This window comes from Micromonospora okii, from assembly GCF_020884795.1.
GTDB lineage: Bacteria > Actinomycetota > Actinomycetes > Mycobacteriales > Micromonosporaceae > Micromonospora > Micromonospora okii.
The window spans coordinates 32,653-52,856 of the sequence record NZ_BBZF01000016.1 but is presented as its reverse complement, the minus strand read 5'-3'; the positions used below and the strand labels follow the sequence as shown (position 1 = coordinate 52,856).

Below are 20,204 nucleotides of genomic sequence, written 5' to 3'. Positions count from 1 at the left end.
GGAGGGACCGGCAGGGCCGGCCCCTCGGGACGGCCGGTTCACCGCCGCGAGGCGCGGGAGATCGCTGGTGATGTCGGGCTCCTTCCGAGTGCCCTGCTGATCCTGTATTAGACAACGGTCCCACACAACACGACGGGCTCTGCACGGCCGGTCATGCACCCGGTCACCCCGCGCCGGCCGGCGGCCCTTCCGGGAAGCCCGCCCGCGGCGCGAAGGTGCAGGATGGGGCCCACCTGGCCCGACCCCGAGGAGTTCCCGTGGGCGCACCGCCCCCCACCACACCGCCCCCGTCCACACCACCCCCCGCCGCAACGCCGACCGCCGCCGCCGACCGTGCGCTGGCCCGGCCCCGCCGCCGGGCGCTCGCCGCCCTCGCCGCGCTCGCCGCCCTGCTCGCGGTCGGCGGCACCGTCGCGTACGACCTGGACACCCCCGCCCCGGCCCCGGCCGACGCCCCGGCCGACGAGTTCAGCGCCGGGCGGGCGTACGAGCACGTGCAGGCGATCGCGACCCGGCCGCACCCGGCCGGCAGCCCGGCCAACGACGAGGTCCGCGCGCACGTGGAGGGCGTGCTGCGCGGCCTGGGGCTGGAGACCACCGTGCAGGACACCGTCGCCGAGGAGGCCGGCCAGCTCAGCGGGGCCGCCGCCGGAACGACCCTGGCCCGGGTGCGCAACGTCGTGGCCGTGCTGCCCGGCACCGACCCGACCGGCAAGGTGTTCCTGGTCGCCCACTACGACTCGGTGCAGTCCGGGCCGGGCGGCAACGACGACGCCGCCGGCACCTCGACGATCCTGGAGACCGCCCGGGCCCTGGCCGCCGGGCCCCGCCCCCGCAACGACGTCGTCTTCGTGCTCACCGACGCCGAGGAGGCGTGCCTGTGCGGGGCGTCCGCGTTCGCCGGGCAGCACCCGCTCGCCGCCGACGGCGGGGTCGTGCTCAACCTGGAGGCGCGCGGCTCCACCGGTCCCGTGATCATGTTCGAGACGTCCCGGGACAACGCCAGGCTGGTGGACGTCTTCGGCCGGGCCGCCCCGCACCCGGTCGGCACCTCCTTCGCGGTGGAGATCTACCGGGCGCTGCCCAACGACACCGACTTCACCGCGTTCCTCGACCGGGCCGGTTTCACCGGGCTGAACTCCGCGTACATCGACGGCGGAGCCCTCTACCACACCCCCCTGGACACGCCGGCCGGGATGGACCGGGCCAGCCTCCAGCACCACGGCGACAACGCCCTCGGCCTGGCCCGCGAGTTCGGCCGCGTCGACCTGAAGGCCCTGGACGCCGGGCACGACGCCACGTACTTCCCCGTCCCCGGGGGCCTGGTCCGCTACCCCGGCTGGCTGGTGCTGCCGCTGGCCCTGGCCGCGCTGGTCGCCGTGGCCGCGCTCGGCGCGCTGGCCCGGCGGCGCGGCCGGACCACGTACGGGCGGCTCGCCGCCGGTTTCGGGCTGGCGCTGGTGCCGATCGTCGCCGCGCCGCTGGCCGCGTGGCTGCTCTGGGCGGGCATCACCACCGTCCGGCCCGGCTATGCCGAGCTGCTCGACCCGTACCGGCCCACCGGGTACCGGCTCGCCGTGGTGGCGCTCGCCGCCGCGATCCTGTTCACCTGGTACGCGCTGAGCCGCCGCCGGGTCGGCCCGGCCGCCCTGGCGATCGGCGGGCTGGGCTGGCTGGCCGTGCTCGGGGTGGTGCTCGCCGTGCTGGTGCCCGGTGGGGCGTACCTGGCGAGCCTGCCGGCCCTGGCCGGCGCGGCGGCCGGGCTGGTCGCCCTCGCCGCCCGGCTCGACGGCCCGTGGCCGGTCGTCGCGGTCACCCTGGCCGGCGCGGTCGCCGTGGTGGTCCTGCTGCCGCCTGTGGTGCTGCTCTTCCCCGCGCTCGGCATGGGCATGGGCGGGGTCGCGGCGCTGGTCGCGGTGCTGCTCGGGCTGGCCGTGCTGCCGGTGGTGGACCTGCTGCACCCCGAGGCCGGCGGGCAGCGCGGGCTGGTCGCGGCCCGCGCCCGGCGGGCGGGCGCGCTGCCGGCCGTGGCCGCCGGGCTCGCGGCGGCGGTGTTCGCGGGGGTCGGGCTCGCCGTCGACCGCTTCGACGCCGACCACCCCGTGCCCACCCACCTGATGTACGCCCTCGACGCCGGCACCGGCCAGGCCCGCTGGCTCAGCCGCGAAACGGACCCGCAGCCGTGGACGGCGGGGTACGTGGACGGGGTGGTCGACGTCGGCGACTTCCCGGGGCTCGGGGGCGCGGTGCTGCGCGGCGGCCCGGCGCAGGCGGCGAACCTGCCCGCGCCGAAGCTGGAGGTCCTCGCCGACGACCGTTCCGCGCAGCAGCGGACCATGCGGGTGCGGGTGCTCCCGCAGCGGCAGGTGCGGCTCGCCACCCTGCACGTCGGCGGCGCGATCGTGACGGCGGCGACGGTGAACGGGCGGGCTCTGGACGTCGGCGACCCCGACGAGGGCGCGGACTGGGCCTTCGGAGTGGTCTTCCACGCCCCGCCGCCCGAGGGCGTCGAGGTCGCCCTGACGCTCGCGCCCGGCGGCGGGCCGGCCCGGCTCCGCGTCATGGACGCCAGCGACGGGCTCACCGGGGTGCCCGGCTTCCGCCCCCGCCCGCCGGACGTGGGCGTGGTCGGCTCCCACACCTCGGAGATGCTCGCGGTGGCCCGCACGTACCCGCTCTGACCCGGCAGGTGGGCGGGAAGCACGGCCGTTACGGACGCGACGGCCGTGCTTCCTCGACATCCCCTGGGGCGACGACCCCACCGACCTGCGCTCCGGTCTGTGGCGACTGAACATCGCGGCCGACTCGCAGGGCAGCGGCTACGGCCGGTTCGCCGTCGAGGCGGTGTGCGGGGAGATCCGGGCCCGGGGCGGCACCCGGGCGTACGTCACCTGGGAGCCGCGGGCCGGCGGACCGGAACCGTTCTACCTGCGGTTGGGCTTCCGCCCGACGGGCGAGCAGAGCGACGGTCAGACGGTCGGCGTCCTGGACCTCTGAGCATCCCCGGGGTGCTGCGGCTCACGGGGTCACGTCGTCGCTACTTCCAGCGGAAGTGGACGAAGAGGCGGCCGAAGTTCTTCGAGTCCTTCTCGACCCGGTGGTAGAGCTGCTTGACGTCCTTCTGGTCGAGGAACCGCAGCACGCGCTTCTTGAGCTGGCCGGACCCCTTGCCGGGGATGATCTCGACGAGGGTGGCCTTCTTCGCCACCGCCTCGTCCATGATCCCGCGCAGCGCCCGGTCGATGTCATGGCCCTTGTTGAAGATGTCGTGCAGGTCCAGCTTGAGCTTCATTCCGCCTCCACCACCTGCTCGGCTCCCATGGCAGCCCATGGTAGGCCGGCGCGCCGCCCCCGTCCGCCGCCCGCCCACCCGCGCCGGGACGCCCCACGCCCGCCACCACGCCTCACGCCACGACGCACCACGCCGCCACGCCTCACACAGCGACACCCCACGCCGCGACGCGCCCCCGCGGGCCGCGCCCACCCCACCACCCGCGCCCCTTTGCTCTGCTTCATAGGACGCAACACTCGCTGGACGGTCACGCAGCGCCACCGAGCGCCGCAGCCCAATCTCCAGGGTGATCCTGTAAGCCCGCAGTTCCGGCACGGTGTTGCGTGGGCGGGTGCAGAGCAAAGGGGGCGTGGGGCGTCATGTCGGCGGCAGTGAGTGTGACGAAGAGTCACGCCGCCGGCCCTCGGCGGGCGGCCCCTTCGAGCCGCGCCCCCGGATCTCGGCACCGAGGCACCCGAACGCGCCCGAGGACGTGCGGGGGGAGGGCGGGCGCCCTCCCCCCGCACTACGGGGGCAGCAGCGACGACACCCCGGTCGACGCCGCCGAGTTCGTGCCGCGCGCTCAATGAGCGCCGTTGACGCGGCTCTCCACCCGACGCAGGGCCGTCGTGTAGTCGTCGTTCGTCGCGTGCATCGCGGCGGCGATGCGCAGGTGCCGCAGCGCGTCCGCCGGCCGGTTCATCCGCTCCAGCGTGCGGCCCAGCACGTGGTGCGCGTAGTGGTCGCTCGGGTCCCGGTCCACCAGCTCGCGCAGCTGCTCCTCGGCGCGGTTGAGCTGGGCAGTCTGGAAGTACGCCCGGGCCAGCAACTGCCGCACGGCCGAGTTGCCGGGCTCGGCCTCGACGATCGGCTCCAGCAGCCGGACCGCCCCGGACGCGTCACCCATCTCGAAGAACATGGTCGCCCGCCGGTACTCCGCCAGAAGATCCATCGACCGCACCCCCTCGTCTCGCGCGCCTCTGCTCCGACGCTGACACAACGCCGGGCGGACCGCGAGTGTTCCTCGCCGGAGCGCGCGCGGAGCGGCGGTTAGGAAGGGGCCCTTCCTATACAGAAAGCGTTAACAAGGTGCCCCTCCTTACACCAGGGTCCAGGCGCGGACGCCGCCCACTATTCCGGCCGTGTTCGGGACGACCACCACGTCGTCGCCCATCCGGGCGAGCTGCTCGGGGCGGATCAGCCGGGAGTTGCCGCCGCCCAGGTAGAGCCGGTCCCAGCGGAACACCGGGCGCAGCCCGTCCACCACCTGCCGGATCCGGCGGGACCAGAACGCGTCGCCGAGGCGTCGGCGCTCCGGCTCCCCCACGTACGTGTCGTAGGTGGTGCCCCAGCGCACCGGCGCGTGCGACAGCTCCAGGTGCGGGGCGAGCACCCCGCCGTCGAAGACGGCGCTGCCCAGCCCGGTGCCGAGGGTCAGCACCAGCTCCAGGCCGGTGCCGGCGACCACCCCGGCGCCGTGCACCTCGGCGTCGTTGAGCACCAGCGCGGGCACCCCGAACGCGTCGGCGAGCGCCGTCCGCGCGTCGAAGCCGGACCACTCGGCGAGCAGGGCGGGGTCGACCTTCGAGCGGGGGCCCGCCCGGGTGACGTAGTGCGGGGTCGCCACCACCACGCCGTGCCGGAGCATCCCGGGCATCCCGACGGTCACCCGGTCGGCTGCGGGCAGCCGGGCCCCGAGGTCCAGCAGCGTCCGCACGAACAGTTCCGGCGGCAGCGGGTACGGGGTGGGCACCCGCAGCGGACGGGCCCGCATCGTCCCCGCCCCGTCGAGCACCGACGCCTTGATCCCGCCGCCTCCGCAGTCGATCGCCAGGGTGGTCACCACACCGGTGAGTCTGCCCGGCGGGCCGGGGGCGACCCCCACCGGTCACGGAAGTCGCTGGACGCGACGGTTAGGCTCGCCTCGTCATGAGCGCCACATTGGTAGTCAAGGATCTCGCCGCCGGCCACGGGGACCGGCTGCTCTTCTCCGGGCTGGAGCTGGTGGTCGCCCCGGGCGACGTGATCGGCCTCGTCGGGGTGAACGGGGCCGGCAAGTCGACGCTGCTGCGCACCCTCGCGGGGGCGCTGCCCGTCGAGGCCGGCAGCGTCACGCTGAGCCCGCCCACGGCGACGGTCGGGCACCTGCCGCAGGAGCCGGAGCGCCGCCCCGGGGAGACGGTGCGGGACTTCCTGGCCCGGCGGACCGGGGTGACGGCCGCGCAGGCGGCGCTGGACGCGGCGACGGAGGCACTGACGGGCGGGGCGGTGGGGGCCGACGACGCGTACGCGGAGGCGCTGGAGCGCTGGCTCGACCTCGGCGGGGCGGACCTGGAGGAGCGCGCCGAGCAGGTGGCCGCCGAGCTGGGGCTGACCGTCGACCTGGACCACCCGATGACCGGCCTGTCCGGGGGCCAGGCGGCCCGCGCCGGGCTGGCCTCGCTGCTGCTCAGCCGGTACGACGTCTTCCTGCTCGACGAGCCCACCAACGACCTCGACCTGGACGGGCTGGACCGGCTGGAGAAGTTCGTCACCGGCCTGCGCGCCGGCACGGTGCTGGTCAGCCACGACCGGGAGTTCCTGGCCCGCACGGTGACCCGGGTGCTGGAGCTGGACCTGCACCAGCAGCAGGTCCGGCACTACGGCGGCGGCTACGCGGGATACCTGGAGGAGCGGGAGGTGGCCCGCCGGCACGCCCGCGCCGAGTACGAGGAGTACGCCGACACCCGGGCCTCCCTGGAGGCGCGCGCCCGCACCCAGCGGGCCTGGATGGAGAAGGGCGTGCGCAACGCCCGGCGCAAGGCCACCGACCCGGACAAGCACGTCAAGCACTTCCGCGGCGAGACGTCGGAGAAGCAGGCGGCGAAGGCCCGGCAGACGGACCGGCTGATCGAGCGGCTGGAGGTGGTCGAGGAGCCGCGCAAGGAGTGGGAGCTGCGCATGGAGATCGCCGCCGCGCCCCGCGCCGGCGCCGTCGTGGCCGCGCTCCGCGACGCCGTGGTACGCCGGGGCGACTTCACCCTCGGCCCGGTGAACCTCCAGGTCGACTGGGCCGACCGGATGGCGATCACCGGGGCGAACGGCTCCGGCAAGACCACGCTGCTCGGGGCGCTGCTGGGGCGGCTGCCCCTGGACGGCGGGCACGCCTCGCTCGGCCCCGGGGTGGTGGTCGGCGAGGTCGACCAGGCCCGGGGGCTGTTCCTCGGCGGCCAGCCGCTGCTGGACGCGTTCCGGCTGGCCGTACCGGAGCTCTCCCCGGCGGACGCGCGGACGCTGCTGGCGAAGTTCGGCCTGCGGGCCGACCATGTCCTGCGGCCGGCGGCGTCGCTGTCGCCCGGCGAGCGGACCCGGGCCGCGCTGGCGCTGTTGCAGGGGCGCGGGGTGAACCTGCTGGTGCTCGACGAGCCGACGAACCACCTGGACCTGCCGGCCATCGAGCAGTTGGAGTCGGCGCTGGCCGGGTACCCCGGGACGCTGCTGCTGGTCACCCACGACCGGCGGATGCTGGACGCGGTGACCGTCAACCGTCGGGTGCGGGTGGCGGACGGGCGGATCTCCGAGGACTGACGCCGCACTCCGAGGGCCGACGCCGTGCCGAGTGGCGCCGCCGGGGTGACAATGACCCCATGCTCAAGTGGGAGTACGCGCTGTTGGTCCGGCGCCGCCAGGCGGCCAGCACGGACATCGGCTGGGAACTCGTCTTCGTCTGGTACGGCCCGGACGGCTCGATGGTCGACGTCACCCCGTACGGCGACACGGCGCTGGCCCACCTGAACCGGGCCGGCGACCAGGGCTGGGAGCTGGTGGCGATGAGCGAGGACCCGTCCCAGCCGGGCAGCAGCGAGCTGCACCGGTACCACCTCAAGCGGCCCAAGGCGCCCACCTCGCCGCCCCGGCAGCGCATCCGGGGCGCCGGCCGCCCCGCCCGCCGCATCTCCGGCTGAGCGGGCGCACCGGGCATACGGGCGGCCGATTCGGGTAACGGGCCGGCCGGAGGTGGCCCCATGGTCGCGCAGGCCCTGACCCCGCCCTCGGTCGAACGACTGCGGGCGGTCGACGCCTTTCTCGCCGAGGCGTGGGCGGATCAGGCGGCCCACGACGAGCGGCTGCGCGGCCTGGCGGTGCGGGTGCGTTTCGACCGGGGGGTGGCGCACCTGACCGGTGAGGTGGCCGACGCGGCGCGGTTGCGGCTGGTCCGGGACCTGGTGGGCCGGCTCGCGGGGGTGTTCGGCGTCTGGGCCCGGGTGCGGGTCGCCGGCCGGGAGCCGGTGGTGGTGGACCTGGGCTGCGGCGGCACGAAGCAGTACCCGGGCAACCTGGGGCTGGACATCTTCCCCGCGCCGGGCGTGGACGCGGTGGCCGACCTGTCCGGCTCGCTGCCGCTGGCCGACGACTCGGTGGACGTGATCTTCGCGGTGCACATCCTGGAGCACCTGATCGACTTCCTGCCCCTGGTCGACGAGTGTCACCGGGTGCTCCGCCCGGGTGGCGTACTGCACGTCATGAGCCCCTGGTGGGGCCACGTCAACGCGGTGGCCGACCCGACCCACGTCCGGCTGCTCGACGTGCAGACGATCAAGGGCGTCTGCCTTCAGCGCCCGCCGGGCGCCCCGCGCTGGTATCCCCTGCACGCCGGCTGCGACGGGGCGAGCATCTTCGCCGACCTGACGCCCCTACCGCCGGACGCCGCCCCGCCGGCCGACTCCCACCTGTCCCGCTTCTTCAGCTGACGGGGGCACCTTCCTTCACGGCGAGGCGGTTGCGGCGGTGGCCGTAGCCGAAGTAGATGAGCGCGCCGAGCGCCATCCAGATGAGGAACCGGATCCAGGTCTCCACCGACAGGTTGAGCATCAGGTAGAAGCAGGCCAGCGCGGAAACGATCGGCAGCACCGGGGAGAACGGCACCCGGAACGGCCGCTCCAGGTCGGGGCGCTTGCGGCGCAGGATCGGCACCGCCAGCGAGACCAGCACGAACGCGCAGAGCGCGCCGATGCTGACCAGGTCGGCCAGGGCGGAGAGCGGCAGGAAGCCGGCGAGCAGCGCCACGGCCACGGTCATCACCGCCGAGATCCGGTACGGGGTGCCCCAGCGGGGGTGCACCTTCGCGATCGACGGCGGGATCAGCCCGTCCCGGCTGATGGCGAAGCCGATCCTGCCCATGGCCACCAGGTCCACCAGGATCACGCTGGTCAGGCCGGCGACGGCGGCGATGGAGACGAGGGCGCCAGCCCAGCCCGCGCCGACCGCGTTGAAGGCCGACGCGATCGGGGCGCCCCGGTCGATCTCCGTGTACGGGACCATGCCGACGACGACGAGCGAGACGCCGATGTACAGCACGGTGGAGATCAGCAGGGTGCCGAGCAGGCCGAGGGTGAGGTCGCGCTTGGGCCGCTTGGTTTCCTCGCCGAGGTTCGCCACGGCCTCGAAGCCGGTGTAGGCGAAGAAGACCACGGCGGCGGCGCTGAGCACCCCGGCGAAGCCGAACACCGACGGCTCCAGCCCGAAGAGGGCCTGCGTGACGGGCTGCTTGATGCCGTCGTCGCCCGAGCTGGCGGGCTCGGCCGGCGGGATGAACGGGGTGAGGTTCGCGGCCTTGACGAAGAACAGGCCGGCGACCACGACGAAGACGCAGATCGCGACCTTGACCAGTACGAGCAGGTTGGTCACCCGGGCGGACTCGCGGATGCCGACGATCGCCACGATGCCGAGCAGCAGGACGATGCCGATCGCGCCGAGGTTGACGACGCTGCCCTCCTCGCCGAACCAGGCGGTGGGCAGGCCGAACAGTTCGGCGAGGTAGCCCGACCAGCCCCGGGCCACCACCGCCGCGCCGAGCGCGAACTCCAGCAGCAGGTCCCAGCCGATGATCCAGGCGACGATCTCGCCCATCGTCGCGTACGCGTACGTGTAGGCGCTGCCGGCCGTCGGCACGCTGGAGGCCAGCTCGGCGTAGCAGAGCGCGGCGAGCAGGGCGACCAGGCCGCCGATGGCGAACGAGATCACCACGGCCGGCCCGGCGCTGTCGCGGGCCTCGATGCCGGTGAGGGTGAAGATGCCGGTGCCGATCACGATGCCGATGCCGAAGCCGGCGAGGTCCCGGGCCCCGAGGCGTCGTTTGAGCCCCGGACCGCCCTCCTCGCCGTCCGCCTCTCCCTGGGCGATCACGTCCTTGATCGGTTTGGTACGCAGCACGGACACCGCGCTCACCCCTCCCACCGTGCGACCACCCTCCGTGGCGGCCGGTGACCGGCCAAGCTACCCAGGCGACCCGGCGGTCAACCACCACCGTGGGTATCGATAAGGTCACGTTCCGCCCCGGCCCCGCCGGGCCGCGCCGGGGGCCGGCGGCGCCGGTGGGAGGGATCTGGCCGGAGCTCTTGCGCCGCACCCGCCCGATGTGAAAATTTCCTACCAAGCGACAGATCGCACTCGGCGAATCTTGCCGAGGCGCCGCCGCCGCGCGTCGGGCCGGCAGCCGCCGGGCGCCCGTCGCCACCGACCCGCCACGCCGAGCCCCAACGAAGGGACGCACCGGATGAAGGCAACTCGGCTCAGAGCCGCCGGGCTGGCCGTAGCCCTGCTCGGGGCGCTCGTCGCCGCCTCACCCACCGCCGCGAGCGCGGCCGGGACCGACGCGACGCGCGCCGCCAACCCCACCACCTGCGCCACCGACCCGGCAACCCCCAAGCGGCAGTTCCGGGCCATGTGGATCTCCTCCGTGGTCAACATCGACTGGCCGACCAAGGCGTCCCAGACCGCCCCCGACCGGATCGCCGCCCAGCAGGCGGAGTACCGGGGCTGGCTCGACCTGGCCCGCAAGCTCAACCACAACGCGGTGGTGGTGCAGGTCCGGCCGACCGCCGACGCGTTCTGGCCCTCGCCCTACGAGCCGTGGTCGGAGTACCTGACCGGGGTGCGCGGGCAGGACCCGGGCTGGGACCCGCTGGCGTTCCTCGTCGACGAGGCGCACAAGCGGAACCTGGAGTTCCACGCCTGGTTCAACCCGTACCGGATCTCCATGCCCGACGGCGCGGGCGGCGACCTCGCCAAGCTCGCGCCGAACCACCCGGCCCGGCAGCACCCGGACTGGACCTTCGCGTACCCGCCGGCCGGCGTCGCCGGCAGCCGGCTCTACTACAACCCCGGCATTCCCGAGGTCCGCGAGTTCGTCCAGACCGCGATGATGGACGCGGTCAAGCGGTACGACGTCGACGGCGTGCACTTCGACGACTACTTCTACCCCTACCCGAGCGGCGCCCACCAGGTGCCCGACGACGCGACGTTCGCCGAGTTCAACCGGGGCTTCACGAACAAGGCCGACTGGCGGCGGGACAACATCAACCTGCTGGTCCAGGAGATGAACACCAAGATCAAGGCCGTCAAGCCGTGGGTGAAGTTCGGGGTCAGCCCGTTCGGCATCTGGCGGAACAAGGCCGCCGACCCGCTCGGCTCGGACACCACCGGCAGCCAGTCGTACGACATCATCTCCGCCGACACCCGCAAGTGGGTCAAGGAGGAGTGGATCGACTACATCGTGCCGCAGCTCTACTGGTACATCGGCCAGTACCCGGCGGCCGACTACGCCCGGCTGGTCCCGTGGTGGGCCGAGACGGTGCGCGGCACCCGCGTGCAGCTCTACATCGGCCAGGCCGACTACAAGAGCGGCGACCCGGCGTACGGGTCGTTCTGGCAGAACCCGCGCGAGCTGTCCGACCACCTGACGCTGAACCGGTCGTACCCGGAGGTGCTCGGCAACGTGCACTTCTCCGCCGTCCAGGTCAGGGCGAACCGGCTGAACGCGACGGACATCTACGCCGCCGAGCACTACTCCCGCCCCGCCCTGGTGCCGACGATGCCGCACCTGCCGGCCAAGCCGCTGCTGTTCCCGGTGGTCACCGGCGCCAAGCGGCAGGACGACGGGGTCCGGCTGAGCTGGCGGCAGCCGGCCGACGGCGTGGGCCCGCTCGGGAAGGCCACCTCGTACGCGATCTACCGCCTCGACGGGACCGGCCTGGCCGGGAAGTGCGACCTCGCCGACGCGTCCCACCTGGTCGGCACCGTCCGGGCCACCCCCGGCGCGGTCCAGTCCTGGGTGGACACCACGGCCGAGGCCGGTAAGCGGTACACGTACCACGTGACCGCGCTGGACCGGCTGTCGAACGAGAGCGCCGTCAGCCCGCCGCGGTTCGTGCGCTGAGAAGGGTGAGGGCCCGGCCGCTGGCGCGGCCGGGCCCTCACGCGAAGGAAGGGCACCTTGTTAACGCTTTCGGTATAGGAAGGGCCCCTTCCTAACACCAGGCGCCGGGAGGACAGGCGGGCAGCGGGCAGCGGTCGGGCCGACCGCTCAGGCGATCAGCAGCCGCAGCCTCCGCCGCAGCAGCCCCCACCGGAGGGGGCCGGCGCGGCGGCGCCGGGGCCACCCCGGCCGGTCACGGCCACGGTGGAGAGCAGCTTGACCGTGTCGGCGTGCCCCTGCGGGCAGGACGCCGGCTCACCGGCCTGGGCCATCGGACGGTTGACCTCGAAGGTGTCGCCGCAGGCGCGGCAGCGGAACTCGTACCGGGGCATGCCACCAGGGTACGACCGGGCCTGACTCCTGGCGGGACATGGGTGATACTCGACGGGTGGTGGACGGCGAGGACAGAGCGACGGTTCGACCCCTGCGACCGGCCGCGCCGCCCGAGGACCCGGGTGGCGCACCAGCACGCGGTCGGCTGCCCCGTCCCCGACGGCCCTGGCCGCGGTGGTCCCAGGCACCCGCCGACGCCGCCGGGCCGGCCGCGAAGGACGCGGGCGCGCCGAAGCACGCCAAGGATGGCGGGGGCCGCGAGGGCACCGAGAGTGGCGAGGGTGCCGAGAGCCGCAAGGACGCGAACGCCGCGCGGGCCGCCGCCGACGGTCCGGCGAAGCCCGACACGGCAAAGGCAGAGCCCGTCGTCACAAGGGCGGAGCCCGGCGGCCCGAAGGCGGAGCCCGTGGTCGCGAAGGCAGAGCCCGGCGGCCCGAAGGCGGAACCCGATACCGCGGAGGCTGAGCCCGGCGGCCCGAAGGCGAAGTCGGACACCCCGGAGAAGGCACCGGCCTCCGAGCCGACGGCGGGGGCCGGGGCGGCTGCGGGGACGGCAACCGGGGTGGCTGATAAGGCGGACGCCGGGCAGGACGCCCCCGACGCCGCGAAGGCGGGCGGCGCAGAGGTGGACGGCGCGGAGGCCGGAAAGTCGGACGGCGCGAAGACCGCGAAGACGGATGCCGCCGACGCCGGGAAGTCGGACGGCGCAGAGGCCGCGAAGGCGGGGGGCGGCCGGGGCGCGAAGGCGGGCCGGGTCCCGCGTCGGCGGCGGGTGCCGTTCGCGCACGCCGTACGGACGCCGCCGCGGCAGGTCGCGGTGGCCGCCGCCCGCGCCACCCGCGCCTGGTCCCGCCGCCCGAGCGGCCGGCTCACCCTGTCGGGGCTGTTCCTGCTCGCCCTGATCGGCGCGACCGCCGCAGCTGGTGCGCTGGTGGTGCCGGCGACCGCGCCGGAGCCCCGCCCCGTGGCGGTGGACGCAACCGACGGCGCGTCGGTGGCCGCCACGGCGGTGCCCCCGGGCGTGGTCCTCCCCGGGGTGTCCGGCGCGCCGCTGCCGCCGGGCGGGTCCGGTGCCCCGCTGCCGCCCGGCGCGACGGTCCCGCCGGGCGGGCCGGTGGCGACCGGGCGGCCGGCGGACGCGCTCGCCGGGTGGGCGCAGCAGGTCGGGGCGAAGGCCGGCATCTCGCCGGTGGCCGTGCAGGCGTACGGCTACGCGGAGATGGTGCTCGCCCAGACCACCCCGAACTGCCGGCTGAGCTGGACCACCCTCGCCGCCATCGGATACGTGGAGTCCCGCCACGGCCAGGCCAACGGCGCGACCCTGGGCCCGGACGGGCGGGCCCTGCCGGAGATCATCGGCGATCCGCTCGACGGCCAGGGCGGCCGGTCGAGGATCATGGACACGGACCGGGGGCTCTACGACCGGGACACCGTCTACGACCGGGCGATCGGGCCGATGCAGTTCATCCCGACCACCTGGCAGGAGATCGGCGCGGACGCGGACAACGACGGCCGCAAGGACCCGCACGACCTGGACGACGCGGCCCTGGCCGCCGGCAACTACCTCTGTAAAGGCAACCGGAACCTGACCGTCCCGGGCGACTGGTGGGGGGCCATCCTGTCCTACAACGACGTGCGCCGGTACGCCCAGGACGTGTTCGACAAGGCCAACGAGTACGGGCTGGCCAGCCGAACGTGACGTGACGGGCCGCGCACGTCGGACAACTGGCACTTCCGTCGCGCTGCCGTTGGCGGCAAGCTAGACGGGTGATGGTGCGCGAATGGGACCCCCGGACCGCGTCGCCTGCCGAGATCGCGTCGCTGCTGGACACGCTGAACGCGGTGCTGGCGGCCGACCTGCCGCTGGACCCTCCCTGGCGGGAGAGTTCGCTGCGGGAGTACCTCTCCGAGGTGATGCCGGGCGAGCGGCGGATCTCCTGGGTGGCCCAGGCCGAGCGGGCCGCCGGGGCCGACGGGGCCGACGGGGCCGCCCAGGCCGGCCCGGGTGCCCAGATGGGCCCCGGCGCGATCGTCGGCCACGTCCAGGTGCTGCTGCTCGGTGACATCGGCGTGCTGGAGGTGCTGGTGCACCCGGCGGCGCGCCGCACCGGCCTGGGCCGGGAGCTGCTCCTGCTGGCCGCCCGCCGGGTCTACCAGGAGGGGTTCCGGTCGATCGGGGTGGAGGTCGTCGGCGACACCCCGGCCGTGGCGTTCTACGAGGCGCTCCGCTTCTCCCGGGAGTACGTCGAGACCCGCAGCGTGCTGGACCTGACCACGGTGGACTGGTCGGCGCTGACCGAGATGGCCACCGACGCCGGCCCGGGGTACCGGGTGGAGTTCTGCCCGGGTGGCCCGCCGGACGAGCTGATCGAGGCGTACGCGCGGGCCAAGGCCGAGTCCCGCGACACCGACGACGTGGAGCTGCGCCCCAGCTCGTACGACCCGCAGCGGCTGCGTGACAGCCTCGACACCCTGCACCGGCGCGGCATGAAGCCGTACATCGTGCTCGCCATCCACGACGGCACCGGGGAGGTGGCCGGGCTGACCGAGGTGGTGGTGCCGGCGCAGCACCCCACCCGGGCCGACCAGTACGACACGATCGTGGCGCAGGCCCACCGGGGCCACGGCATCGACCGGGCGATCAAGGCGCGGATGCTGCTGGAGCTGCGTTCGGCGGAGCCGGAGCTGGCCGAGGTGCAGACCTGGAACGCCCAGGCCAACGAGGCGATGCTCAAGGTCAACGCCGAGCTGGGCTACCGCCCCGACCGGGAGTGGTGCGAGTACAGCGTGGACGTGGCCGAGCTGGTGCACCGGCTCGACGCCGCCCGCTGAGCCAATTCACCGAACCCTGCGGGGGATGGACGGCGGGCCGCGCCACGCCTTAACGTGCGTTGATTTCGTCCACCCATCGTGGAGGCCCCATGCGCCCGCGCCGCAGATACGCCGCGCTCGCGACCGCCGCCGCCGTCACCATCCCGGTCGTCGGCGTCGCACCCACCGCGGCCAGCGCCGCACCCACCGACCTGTTCATCTCCGAGTACGTCGAGGGCTCGTCGAACAACAAGGCGATCGAGCTGTACAACGGCACCGGCGCCCCCGTCGACCTGGCCGCCGGCGGATACCGGCTCCAGTTCCACTTCAACGGCAGCGCCGCCGCGACCACCGTGGCGCTGACCGGGACCGTCGCCGCGGGTGACGCGTTCGTGTTCGCCGCTGCCTCGGCCGCACCGGCGATCCTCGCCGAGGCCGACCAGACGACCACCATCGGCCTCTTCAACGGCGACGACGCGGTCGTGCTGCGCAGGGGCGACGCCGTGCTCGACTCGATCGGCCAGGTCGGCGTCGACCCGGGCACCGAGTGGGGCACCGGCCTCACCAGCACCGAGAACAACACGCTGCGCCGGCTGCCGACGGTCACCTCCGGCGACCCGGACCCGTCGGACGCGTTCGACCCGGCCGCCCAGTGGGCCGGCTACGCCACCGACACCTTCGACGGGCTCGGCGCGCACCGCGTCGACGGCGGCGGCCCGGTCGACCAGCCCGCCACGGTCACCTGCGGCGGCGCGCTGACCACGGCGGCCGGCACCGCCGCGAGCCGCGAGGTCACCGCCACCGACCCGGACGACACGATCGTCGACCTGGCGGTCACCTCGGTCAGCCCCACCCCGGCCACCGGCTCCATCGGCCGGACCGCGTTCACCCCGGCCGACGCCGTCGGCGGCACCGCCCGCGCCACCGTCGCCATGAGCGCCGACCTGGCCGCCGGGGCGTACACGGTGACCGTGACCGCGACCGACGCCGACGGCGGCACCGCGACCTGCGCGCTGGCCGTGACGGTGACCCGGGAGCTGACGGTCGGCGAGGTGCAGGGCCCGACCACGGACGCCGAGTCCGGCCCGGCCGACCGCTCGCCGCTCGCGCCGCCGTCGGGCAACGGCACCAGCAGCACCCTGTACGACGTCCGGGGCGTGATCACCCAGCTCACCCTGGCCCGGACCTCGGCCGGCGCCGAGCAGCGCGGCTTCTTCCTCCAGAGCCGCGCCGACGCCACCGACGGCGACCCGACCTCGTCGGACGGCGTCTTCGTGTTCATGGGCTCGTTCACCTCGCTGCTCGGCGGCTACGTGCCGACCGTCGGCGACGAGGTGGTGCTGCGGGCCCGGGTCTCCGAGTACTACGACTTCACGCAGCTCTCCGGGGCCTCCCTGGTCCGCAAGCTCGCCTCCGGGCTGGACGTGAACGCCGTGGTCGCGGTCGACGACGCCGTGCCCCCGGCCGACCTGGCCGCCGCGCAACGGTTCTGGGAGCGGCACGAGGGTGCCCGGCTGCGGGTGCGCGCCGGCAGCGGCGCGGTGAGCGGCCGGGCCGTCTTCGCGTCCACCGCCGACGCCGAGACCTGGGTGGTCGACCGGGACGACCCGCTGCTGGACCGCGCCGACCCGTACGCCCGCCGGGTGTTCCGCGACGCGCACCCGCTGGACAACGACCCGACGCGGCGCTTCGACGACGGCAACGGCCAGCGGATCATGCTGGGCAGCATGGGCGTCAAGGGCAGCGCCGGGGACAGCACGGCCCTGCTGCCGCCGTCGAAGACCTTCGACACCCTCGGCGAGGACGCGTACGGCGCGCTCTACTACTCGTTCGAGAAGTACGGCGTCCAGGTGGAGCGGGCCGTCTTCGCCGCCGGGGCCGACCCGGCGAAGAACAACCCGCCGCAGCCGGCCGACCGGTCGCGGGAGATCGCCGTGGCGACCTACAACGTGGAGAACCTGTACGACCACCGGGACGACCCGTTCGACGGCTGCGACTTCGCCGGCAACCCGGGCTGCACCGGGGTCAAGCCGCCGTTCGACTACGTGCCGGCCGGTGAGGCCGAGTACCGGGAGCAGCTCGCCGACCTCGCCGACCAGATCGTCACCGACCTGCACTCGCCGGACCTGATCCTGGCGCAGGAGGCCGAGGACCAGGACATCTGCTCCGTCTCCGGAGGCGCGCTGGTCTGCGGCGACACGGACGACGCCGACGGCGCGCCGGACACCCTCCAGGAGCTGGCCCTGGCCGTCGCCGCCGCGGGCGGCCCGGCGTACGCCGCCGCCTACGACCGCACCGGCGCGGACGCCCGGGGCATCACCGCCGGGTTCCTGTACCGCACCGACCGGCTGTCGCTGGCCGGGGCGACCGCCGCCGACCCGCTGCTCGGCTCCGCGCCGGCGGTGCCGTACCGGTCGGCGGGGCTGCCGTCCAACGCGGACGTGCAGAACCCGAAGGCGCTCAACGCGGTGCTGCCGGCCGACACCGACACCTCGACCGGCAAGGACGGCAACAACGTCTACACCCGCGCGCCGCAGCTCGGGAAGTTCACGGTCCGGGCGACGCCGGGCGGCTCCGAGACGTACACCCTGTGGGCGCTGAGCAACCACTTCTCGTCGGGGCCGGACAGCCGGGTCGGGCAGCGCACCGAGCAGGCCGCGTACGGCGCCGCGCTCGTCACCGCGATCCAGAACGCCGACCGGCACGCCCGGGTGGTCTACGGCGGCGACCTGAACGTCTTCCCCCGCCCCGACGACCCGATCGCCACGGGGGCGGACCCGACGCCGTCGGACCAGCTCGCGCCGCTGTACGACGCCGGCCTGCACAACCTCTGGGACGACCTGGTCGCCGACGTGCCCTCGTCGGCGTACTCGTACAGCTTCGAGGGGCAGGCGCAGACGCTGGACCACCTGCTCGTCAACGACGCGCTGCGCGACGACCTGGTCCAGGTGCGGGCGGCGCACGTCAACGCGGACTGGCCGGCGGAGCACACCGGGGACGGGTCGCGGGGCTCCAGCGACCACGACCCGCAGGTGGCCCGCTTCCGGTCCCTGCCCGCGCTGAGTGTCGGCGACGCGTCCGTGGTCGAGGGCGACCGGGGCACCAGCCCGCTGACGTTCACGGTCACCGTGTCGCGTCCGCTCTCCCGGGCCGCGCTGATCTGCGCCACCACGTACGGCACCACGGCCGACGCCGGCTCGGACTACGAGCCGTACGTGGGCTGCCGGACCCTCGCGGCGGGGCAGACCTCGCTGACGTTCACGGTCGCCGTACGCGGTGACCGGAGGCGGGAGGCCGACGAGAAGGTGAACCTGCTGGTGGCCGGGGTGCCGGGCCTGCGCCTGGCCGACCCGCTCGCGGTGGGCGTCATCTCGAACGACGACTGACCTGCTCCGGCCGACGACGGCCCCCGCCCGGGTGCCCGCCCGGGCGGGGGCCGTCTCAGCACCGATCCCCCATGTCCTTCGGCGGTCGCACGTTGCGGTGCTGCGCGACCCTCACCTCCCACTGGCTGCGCCGCCGGCGCGCCTCGCGGTCGCGGGGCGAGCGATGGAACGTCTCTGGTGGCCGGGCCAGCCCGTAGATGTCGGCCCACCATTCGCCCGGCTCGGGGTCGAGGATGGTGTCCAGGTGGGACGGGTAGCGTCGCCCCGCACCGTCGCGGGTGTCGTCCCAGTCCGCCATCGGCTGGATCACCCGGCCGTCCTGGTCGACGACGGCGAGGTAGAGGCCGGCCGCGCCGAGGAGTCGTTCCAGCACCACGAGGCTGGGCGTCATGGCACCGGTCTCCACCCGGCCCACCGTCGACGGTGCCACCTTCGCGAAGCGCGCCATCTGGCGCTGCCCCAGCCCGGCGATGCGTCGGGCCTTGCGCACCAGACCGGCGATGGGAAACGGCCCGACTGTCGGGCCGGTCGGTGGTGGATCAAGTGCGGAAGCCATACGGGGAGCCTGCCGACCCTGATGAACGGTCGGCAATCCCTGTGGACAAACCTGTGGAAAACCTGTCCCCGTCCAGCCGTCGCCGCCGCATTACAGAGTTAACCAGGCACGCTGGGTCACGATCGACAGCCAAGCTGGCCAACTACCCTGAGCGATGGCAGCCCTACCCCCCAAACCCCTCCCCGCGCCCCTTTGCGCTGCTGCCTTCCAGGCAACACCAGCCACGAGCAGCATCAACGCCGAAACGGCCAGGAGGGCAGGTGCGCGCTGGCATGGACACTGCGTGACTGTTGCCTCCGCTACAGCAGAGCAAAGGGGCCGAGTAGGGGGCACCAGGAACGAGCTAGATGACGCCGAGTAGGGGATCGGGAAGTGAGGGGCACTCTCGGCACCTGGGGCGCTCAGGCGAGGTCGGCGGAGCCGTGCGCCGGCCGGCATCCGCGACACTCGGCGTCTGCGGCACTCGGCGCCGCGACACTCGGCGTCTGCGGCACTGCCGCGCTCATCGCGCTCCAGCGCCCGGAGCGCTTCGCCGCGCTACCGGGCCGCCCGGCGGGAGGCGGTCGCTGTGCCACGCGCGATGCCACCGCGCCGCCTGCCCAACGCCGGGCGGGGCAGCTCAGGGAAGCTGGCGGAGCAGGGTGGCGGCCTCGACCGCCCAGTAGGTGAGGATGACCTGCGCCCCGGCCCGCCGGATCGAGGTGAGCGTCTCCAGCATCACCCGCTCCCGGTCGATCCAGCCGTTCGCGGCGGCGGCCTCGACCATCGCGTACTCGCCGGAGACCTGGTAGGCGGCGACGGGGACGTTCACGGCGGCCCGGACCGCCGCCACCACGTCGAGGTAGGGCAGCGCGGGCTTGACCATCACCATGTCGGCGCCCTCGGCGACGTCCAGCTCGACCTCGCGCAGCGATTCGCGCAGGTTCGCCGGGTCCTGCTGGTAGGTGCGCCGGTCGCCCTCCAGCGCCGACTCCACCGCCTCCCGGAACGGGCCGTAGAAGGCGGAGGCGTACTTCGCCGCGTACGCCAGCACGGCCACGTCGGAGTGACCGGCGGCGTCGAGCGCCCGGCGTACCACGCCGACCTGGCCGTCCATCATCCCGGACGGCCCGACCACGCCGACCCCGGCGTTGGCCTGGGCCACCGCCATCTCGGCGTAGGCGGCGAGCGTGGCGTCGTTGTCCACCGCGCCGTCGGGGGTGAGCAGCCCGCAGTGCCCGTGGGAGGTGAACTCGTCCAGGCAGAGGTCGCTCATCACCACGGTGGCGTCGCCGACCTCGCCGACCACGTCGCGGATGGCGACGTTGAGGATGCCCGCCGGGTCGAGGCCGCCCGACCCGCGCTCGTCCCGCTGCGCCGGCACCCCGAACAGCATGATCCCGCCGACCCCGGCCTGGACCGCCTCCGCCGCCGCCTTGCGCAGCGAGTCCCGGGAGTGCTGGAGCACCCCCGGGAGCGAGGAGATCGGCCGCGGCTCGGTCAGCCCCTCCCTGACGAACATCGGCACGACCAGCTCGGCCGGGTCGACGCGGGTCTCGGAGACCAGCCGCCGCACGGCTGCGGTGCGGCGCAGCCGGCGGGGCCGGATCTCGGGGTACGACATGAGGGGCC

General features: G+C 74.4%; 16 protein-coding genes. 9 read left to right on the top strand and 7 right to left on the bottom strand.

Annotated features, from left to right (window positions below; translation table 11 throughout):
• Nucleotides 1–257: 257 nt before the first annotated feature.
• Both LPU43_RS12155 and LPU43_RS28905 read left to right on the top strand, forming a co-directional pair.
• Nucleotides 258–2,681 (top strand): M28 family peptidase, encoded by a 2,424-nt coding sequence (locus tag LPU43_RS12155; protein WP_229400430.1) that lies wholly within the window; start codon nt 258–260, stop codon nt 2,679–2,681.
• Nucleotides 2,682–2,844: 163 nt separating this feature from the next.
• Complete coding sequence (locus LPU43_RS28905; protein ID WP_229400429.1) at nt 2,845–2,997, top strand: hypothetical protein; 153 nt, start codon at nt 2,845–2,847, stop codon at nt 2,995–2,997.
• 40 nt (nt 2,998–3,037) lie between these two features.
• On the opposite strand, the gene LPU43_RS12145 is transcribed toward LPU43_RS28905, so the two are convergent.
• From LPU43_RS12145 to LPU43_RS12135, 3 genes are all read right to left on the bottom strand, one after another.
• Nucleotides 3,038–3,292, bottom strand: coding sequence for a Smr/MutS family protein (locus tag LPU43_RS12145; RefSeq protein ID WP_013736060.1), 255 nt, complete (start codon nt 3,290–3,292; stop codon nt 3,038–3,040).
• A gap of 562 nt (nt 3,293–3,854) precedes the next feature.
• Complete coding sequence (locus LPU43_RS12140; protein ID WP_229400428.1) at nt 3,855–4,223, bottom strand: tetratricopeptide repeat protein; 369 nt, start codon at nt 4,221–4,223, stop codon at nt 3,855–3,857.
• 147 nt (nt 4,224–4,370) lie between these two features.
• Nucleotides 4,371–5,117 (bottom strand): ROK family protein, encoded by a 747-nt coding sequence (locus tag LPU43_RS12135; protein WP_229400427.1) that lies wholly within the window; start codon nt 5,115–5,117, stop codon nt 4,371–4,373.
• Between the two features lie 83 nt (nt 5,118–5,200).
• Here LPU43_RS12135 and LPU43_RS12130 point away from each other — a divergent pair, with 83 nt between their 5' ends.
• From LPU43_RS12130 to LPU43_RS12120, 3 genes are read left to right on the top strand one after another with little or no spacing between them, the layout of a single operon-like run.
• Complete coding sequence (locus LPU43_RS12130) at nt 5,201–6,838, top strand: ABC-F family ATP-binding cassette domain-containing protein (RefSeq protein ID WP_229400426.1); 1,638 nt, start codon at nt 5,201–5,203, stop codon at nt 6,836–6,838.
• A gap of 59 nt (nt 6,839–6,897) precedes the next feature.
• The gene (locus LPU43_RS12125; protein ID WP_229400425.1) at nt 6,898–7,215 is read left to right on the top strand and encodes a hypothetical protein; all 318 of its coding nucleotides are present in this window, start codon (nt 6,898–6,900) and stop codon (nt 7,213–7,215) included.
• A 60-nt stretch (nt 7,216–7,275) separates the two neighbouring features.
• Nucleotides 7,276–8,001, top strand: a complete 726-nt coding sequence (locus LPU43_RS12120) for a methyltransferase domain-containing protein (RefSeq protein WP_229400424.1) — start codon at nt 7,276–7,278, stop codon at nt 7,999–8,001.
• Here LPU43_RS12120 and LPU43_RS12115 read toward each other — a convergent pair.
• Nucleotides 7,994–9,478: an amino acid permease gene (locus LPU43_RS12115; RefSeq protein ID WP_229400423.1), complete on the bottom strand. Its 1,485-nt coding sequence runs from the start codon at nt 9,476–9,478 to the stop codon at nt 7,994–7,996. The genes LPU43_RS12120 and LPU43_RS12115 overlap by 8 nt on opposite strands.
• A 328-nt stretch (nt 9,479–9,806) precedes the next feature.
• On the opposite strand from LPU43_RS12115, the gene LPU43_RS12110 reads away from it, so the two are divergent.
• Nucleotides 9,807–11,468, top strand: coding sequence for a glycoside hydrolase family 10-like protein (locus LPU43_RS12110; RefSeq protein ID WP_229400422.1), 1,662 nt, complete (start codon nt 9,807–9,809; stop codon nt 11,466–11,468).
• Nucleotides 11,469–11,623: 155 nt separating this feature from the next.
• On the opposite strand, the gene LPU43_RS12105 is transcribed toward LPU43_RS12110, so the two are convergent.
• Nucleotides 11,624–11,839, bottom strand: a complete 216-nt coding sequence (locus LPU43_RS12105; RefSeq protein ID WP_229400421.1) for an FmdB family zinc ribbon protein — start codon at nt 11,837–11,839, stop codon at nt 11,624–11,626.
• Nucleotides 11,840–12,246: 407 nt separating this feature from the next.
• On the opposite strand from LPU43_RS12105, the gene LPU43_RS12100 reads away from it, so the two are divergent.
• From LPU43_RS12100 to LPU43_RS12090, 3 genes are all read left to right on the top strand, one after another.
• Nucleotides 12,247–13,539: a lytic transglycosylase domain-containing protein gene (locus tag LPU43_RS12100; RefSeq protein ID WP_373321697.1), complete on the top strand. Its 1,293-nt coding sequence runs from the start codon at nt 12,247–12,249 to the stop codon at nt 13,537–13,539.
• A gap of 71 nt (nt 13,540–13,610) precedes the next feature.
• On the top strand, nt 13,611–14,672 hold the full coding sequence (locus tag LPU43_RS12095; protein ID WP_229400754.1) for a GNAT family N-acetyltransferase: 1,062 nt from the start codon (nt 13,611–13,613) through the stop codon (nt 14,670–14,672).
• Nucleotides 14,673–14,761: 89 nt separating this feature from the next.
• A complete protein-coding gene (locus LPU43_RS12090; protein WP_229400419.1) occupies nt 14,762–18,037 on the top strand; it encodes a lamin tail domain-containing protein in 3,276 nt (1,091 codons plus the stop codon).
• 55 nt (nt 18,038–18,092) lie between these two features.
• Here LPU43_RS12090 and LPU43_RS12085 read toward each other — a convergent pair whose 3' ends face one another.
• Complete coding sequence (locus LPU43_RS12085; RefSeq protein ID WP_229400418.1) at nt 18,093–18,593, bottom strand: helix-turn-helix domain-containing protein; 501 nt, start codon at nt 18,591–18,593, stop codon at nt 18,093–18,095.
• A gap of 619 nt (nt 18,594–19,212) precedes the next feature.
• Entirely contained in the window at nt 19,213–20,196 is a 984-nt protein-coding gene (gene hemB / locus LPU43_RS12080; protein ID WP_229400417.1) for a porphobilinogen synthase, read from the bottom strand.
• Between the last annotated feature and the right edge of the window lie 8 nt (nt 20,197–20,204).

Excerpts from the sequence above, each read along its gene's own strand:
- LPU43_RS12145 (WP_013736060.1), bottom strand. The coding sequence starts at position 3,292 with ATGAAGCTCAAGCTGGACCTGCACGACATCTTCAACAAGGGCCATGAC.
- LPU43_RS12140 (WP_229400428.1), bottom strand. The coding sequence starts at position 4,223 with ATGGATCTTCTGGCGGAGTACCGGCGGGCGACCATGTTCTTCGAGATG.
- LPU43_RS12130 (WP_229400426.1), top strand. The coding sequence starts at position 5,201 with ATGAGCGCCACATTGGTAGTCAAGGATCTCGCCGCCGGCCACGGGGAC.
- LPU43_RS12125 (WP_229400425.1), top strand. The coding sequence starts at position 6,898 with ATGCTCAAGTGGGAGTACGCGCTGTTGGTCCGGCGCCGCCAGGCGGCC.
- LPU43_RS12120 (WP_229400424.1), top strand. The coding sequence starts at position 7,276 with ATGGTCGCGCAGGCCCTGACCCCGCCCTCGGTCGAACGACTGCGGGCG.
- LPU43_RS12110 (WP_229400422.1), top strand. The coding sequence starts at position 9,807 with ATGAAGGCAACTCGGCTCAGAGCCGCCGGGCTGGCCGTAGCCCTGCTC.
- LPU43_RS12105 (WP_229400421.1), bottom strand. The coding sequence starts at position 11,839 with ATGCCCCGGTACGAGTTCCGCTGCCGCGCCTGCGGCGACACCTTCGAG.
- LPU43_RS12095 (WP_229400754.1), top strand. The coding sequence starts at position 13,611 with ATGGTGCGCGAATGGGACCCCCGGACCGCGTCGCCTGCCGAGATCGCG.
- LPU43_RS12090 (WP_229400419.1), top strand. The coding sequence starts at position 14,762 with ATGCGCCCGCGCCGCAGATACGCCGCGCTCGCGACCGCCGCCGCCGTC.
- LPU43_RS12085 (WP_229400418.1), bottom strand. The coding sequence starts at position 18,593 with ATGGCTTCCGCACTTGATCCACCACCGACCGGCCCGACAGTCGGGCCG.
- hemB (WP_229400417.1), bottom strand. The coding sequence starts at position 20,196 with ATGTCGTACCCCGAGATCCGGCCCCGCCGGCTGCGCCGCACCGCAGCC.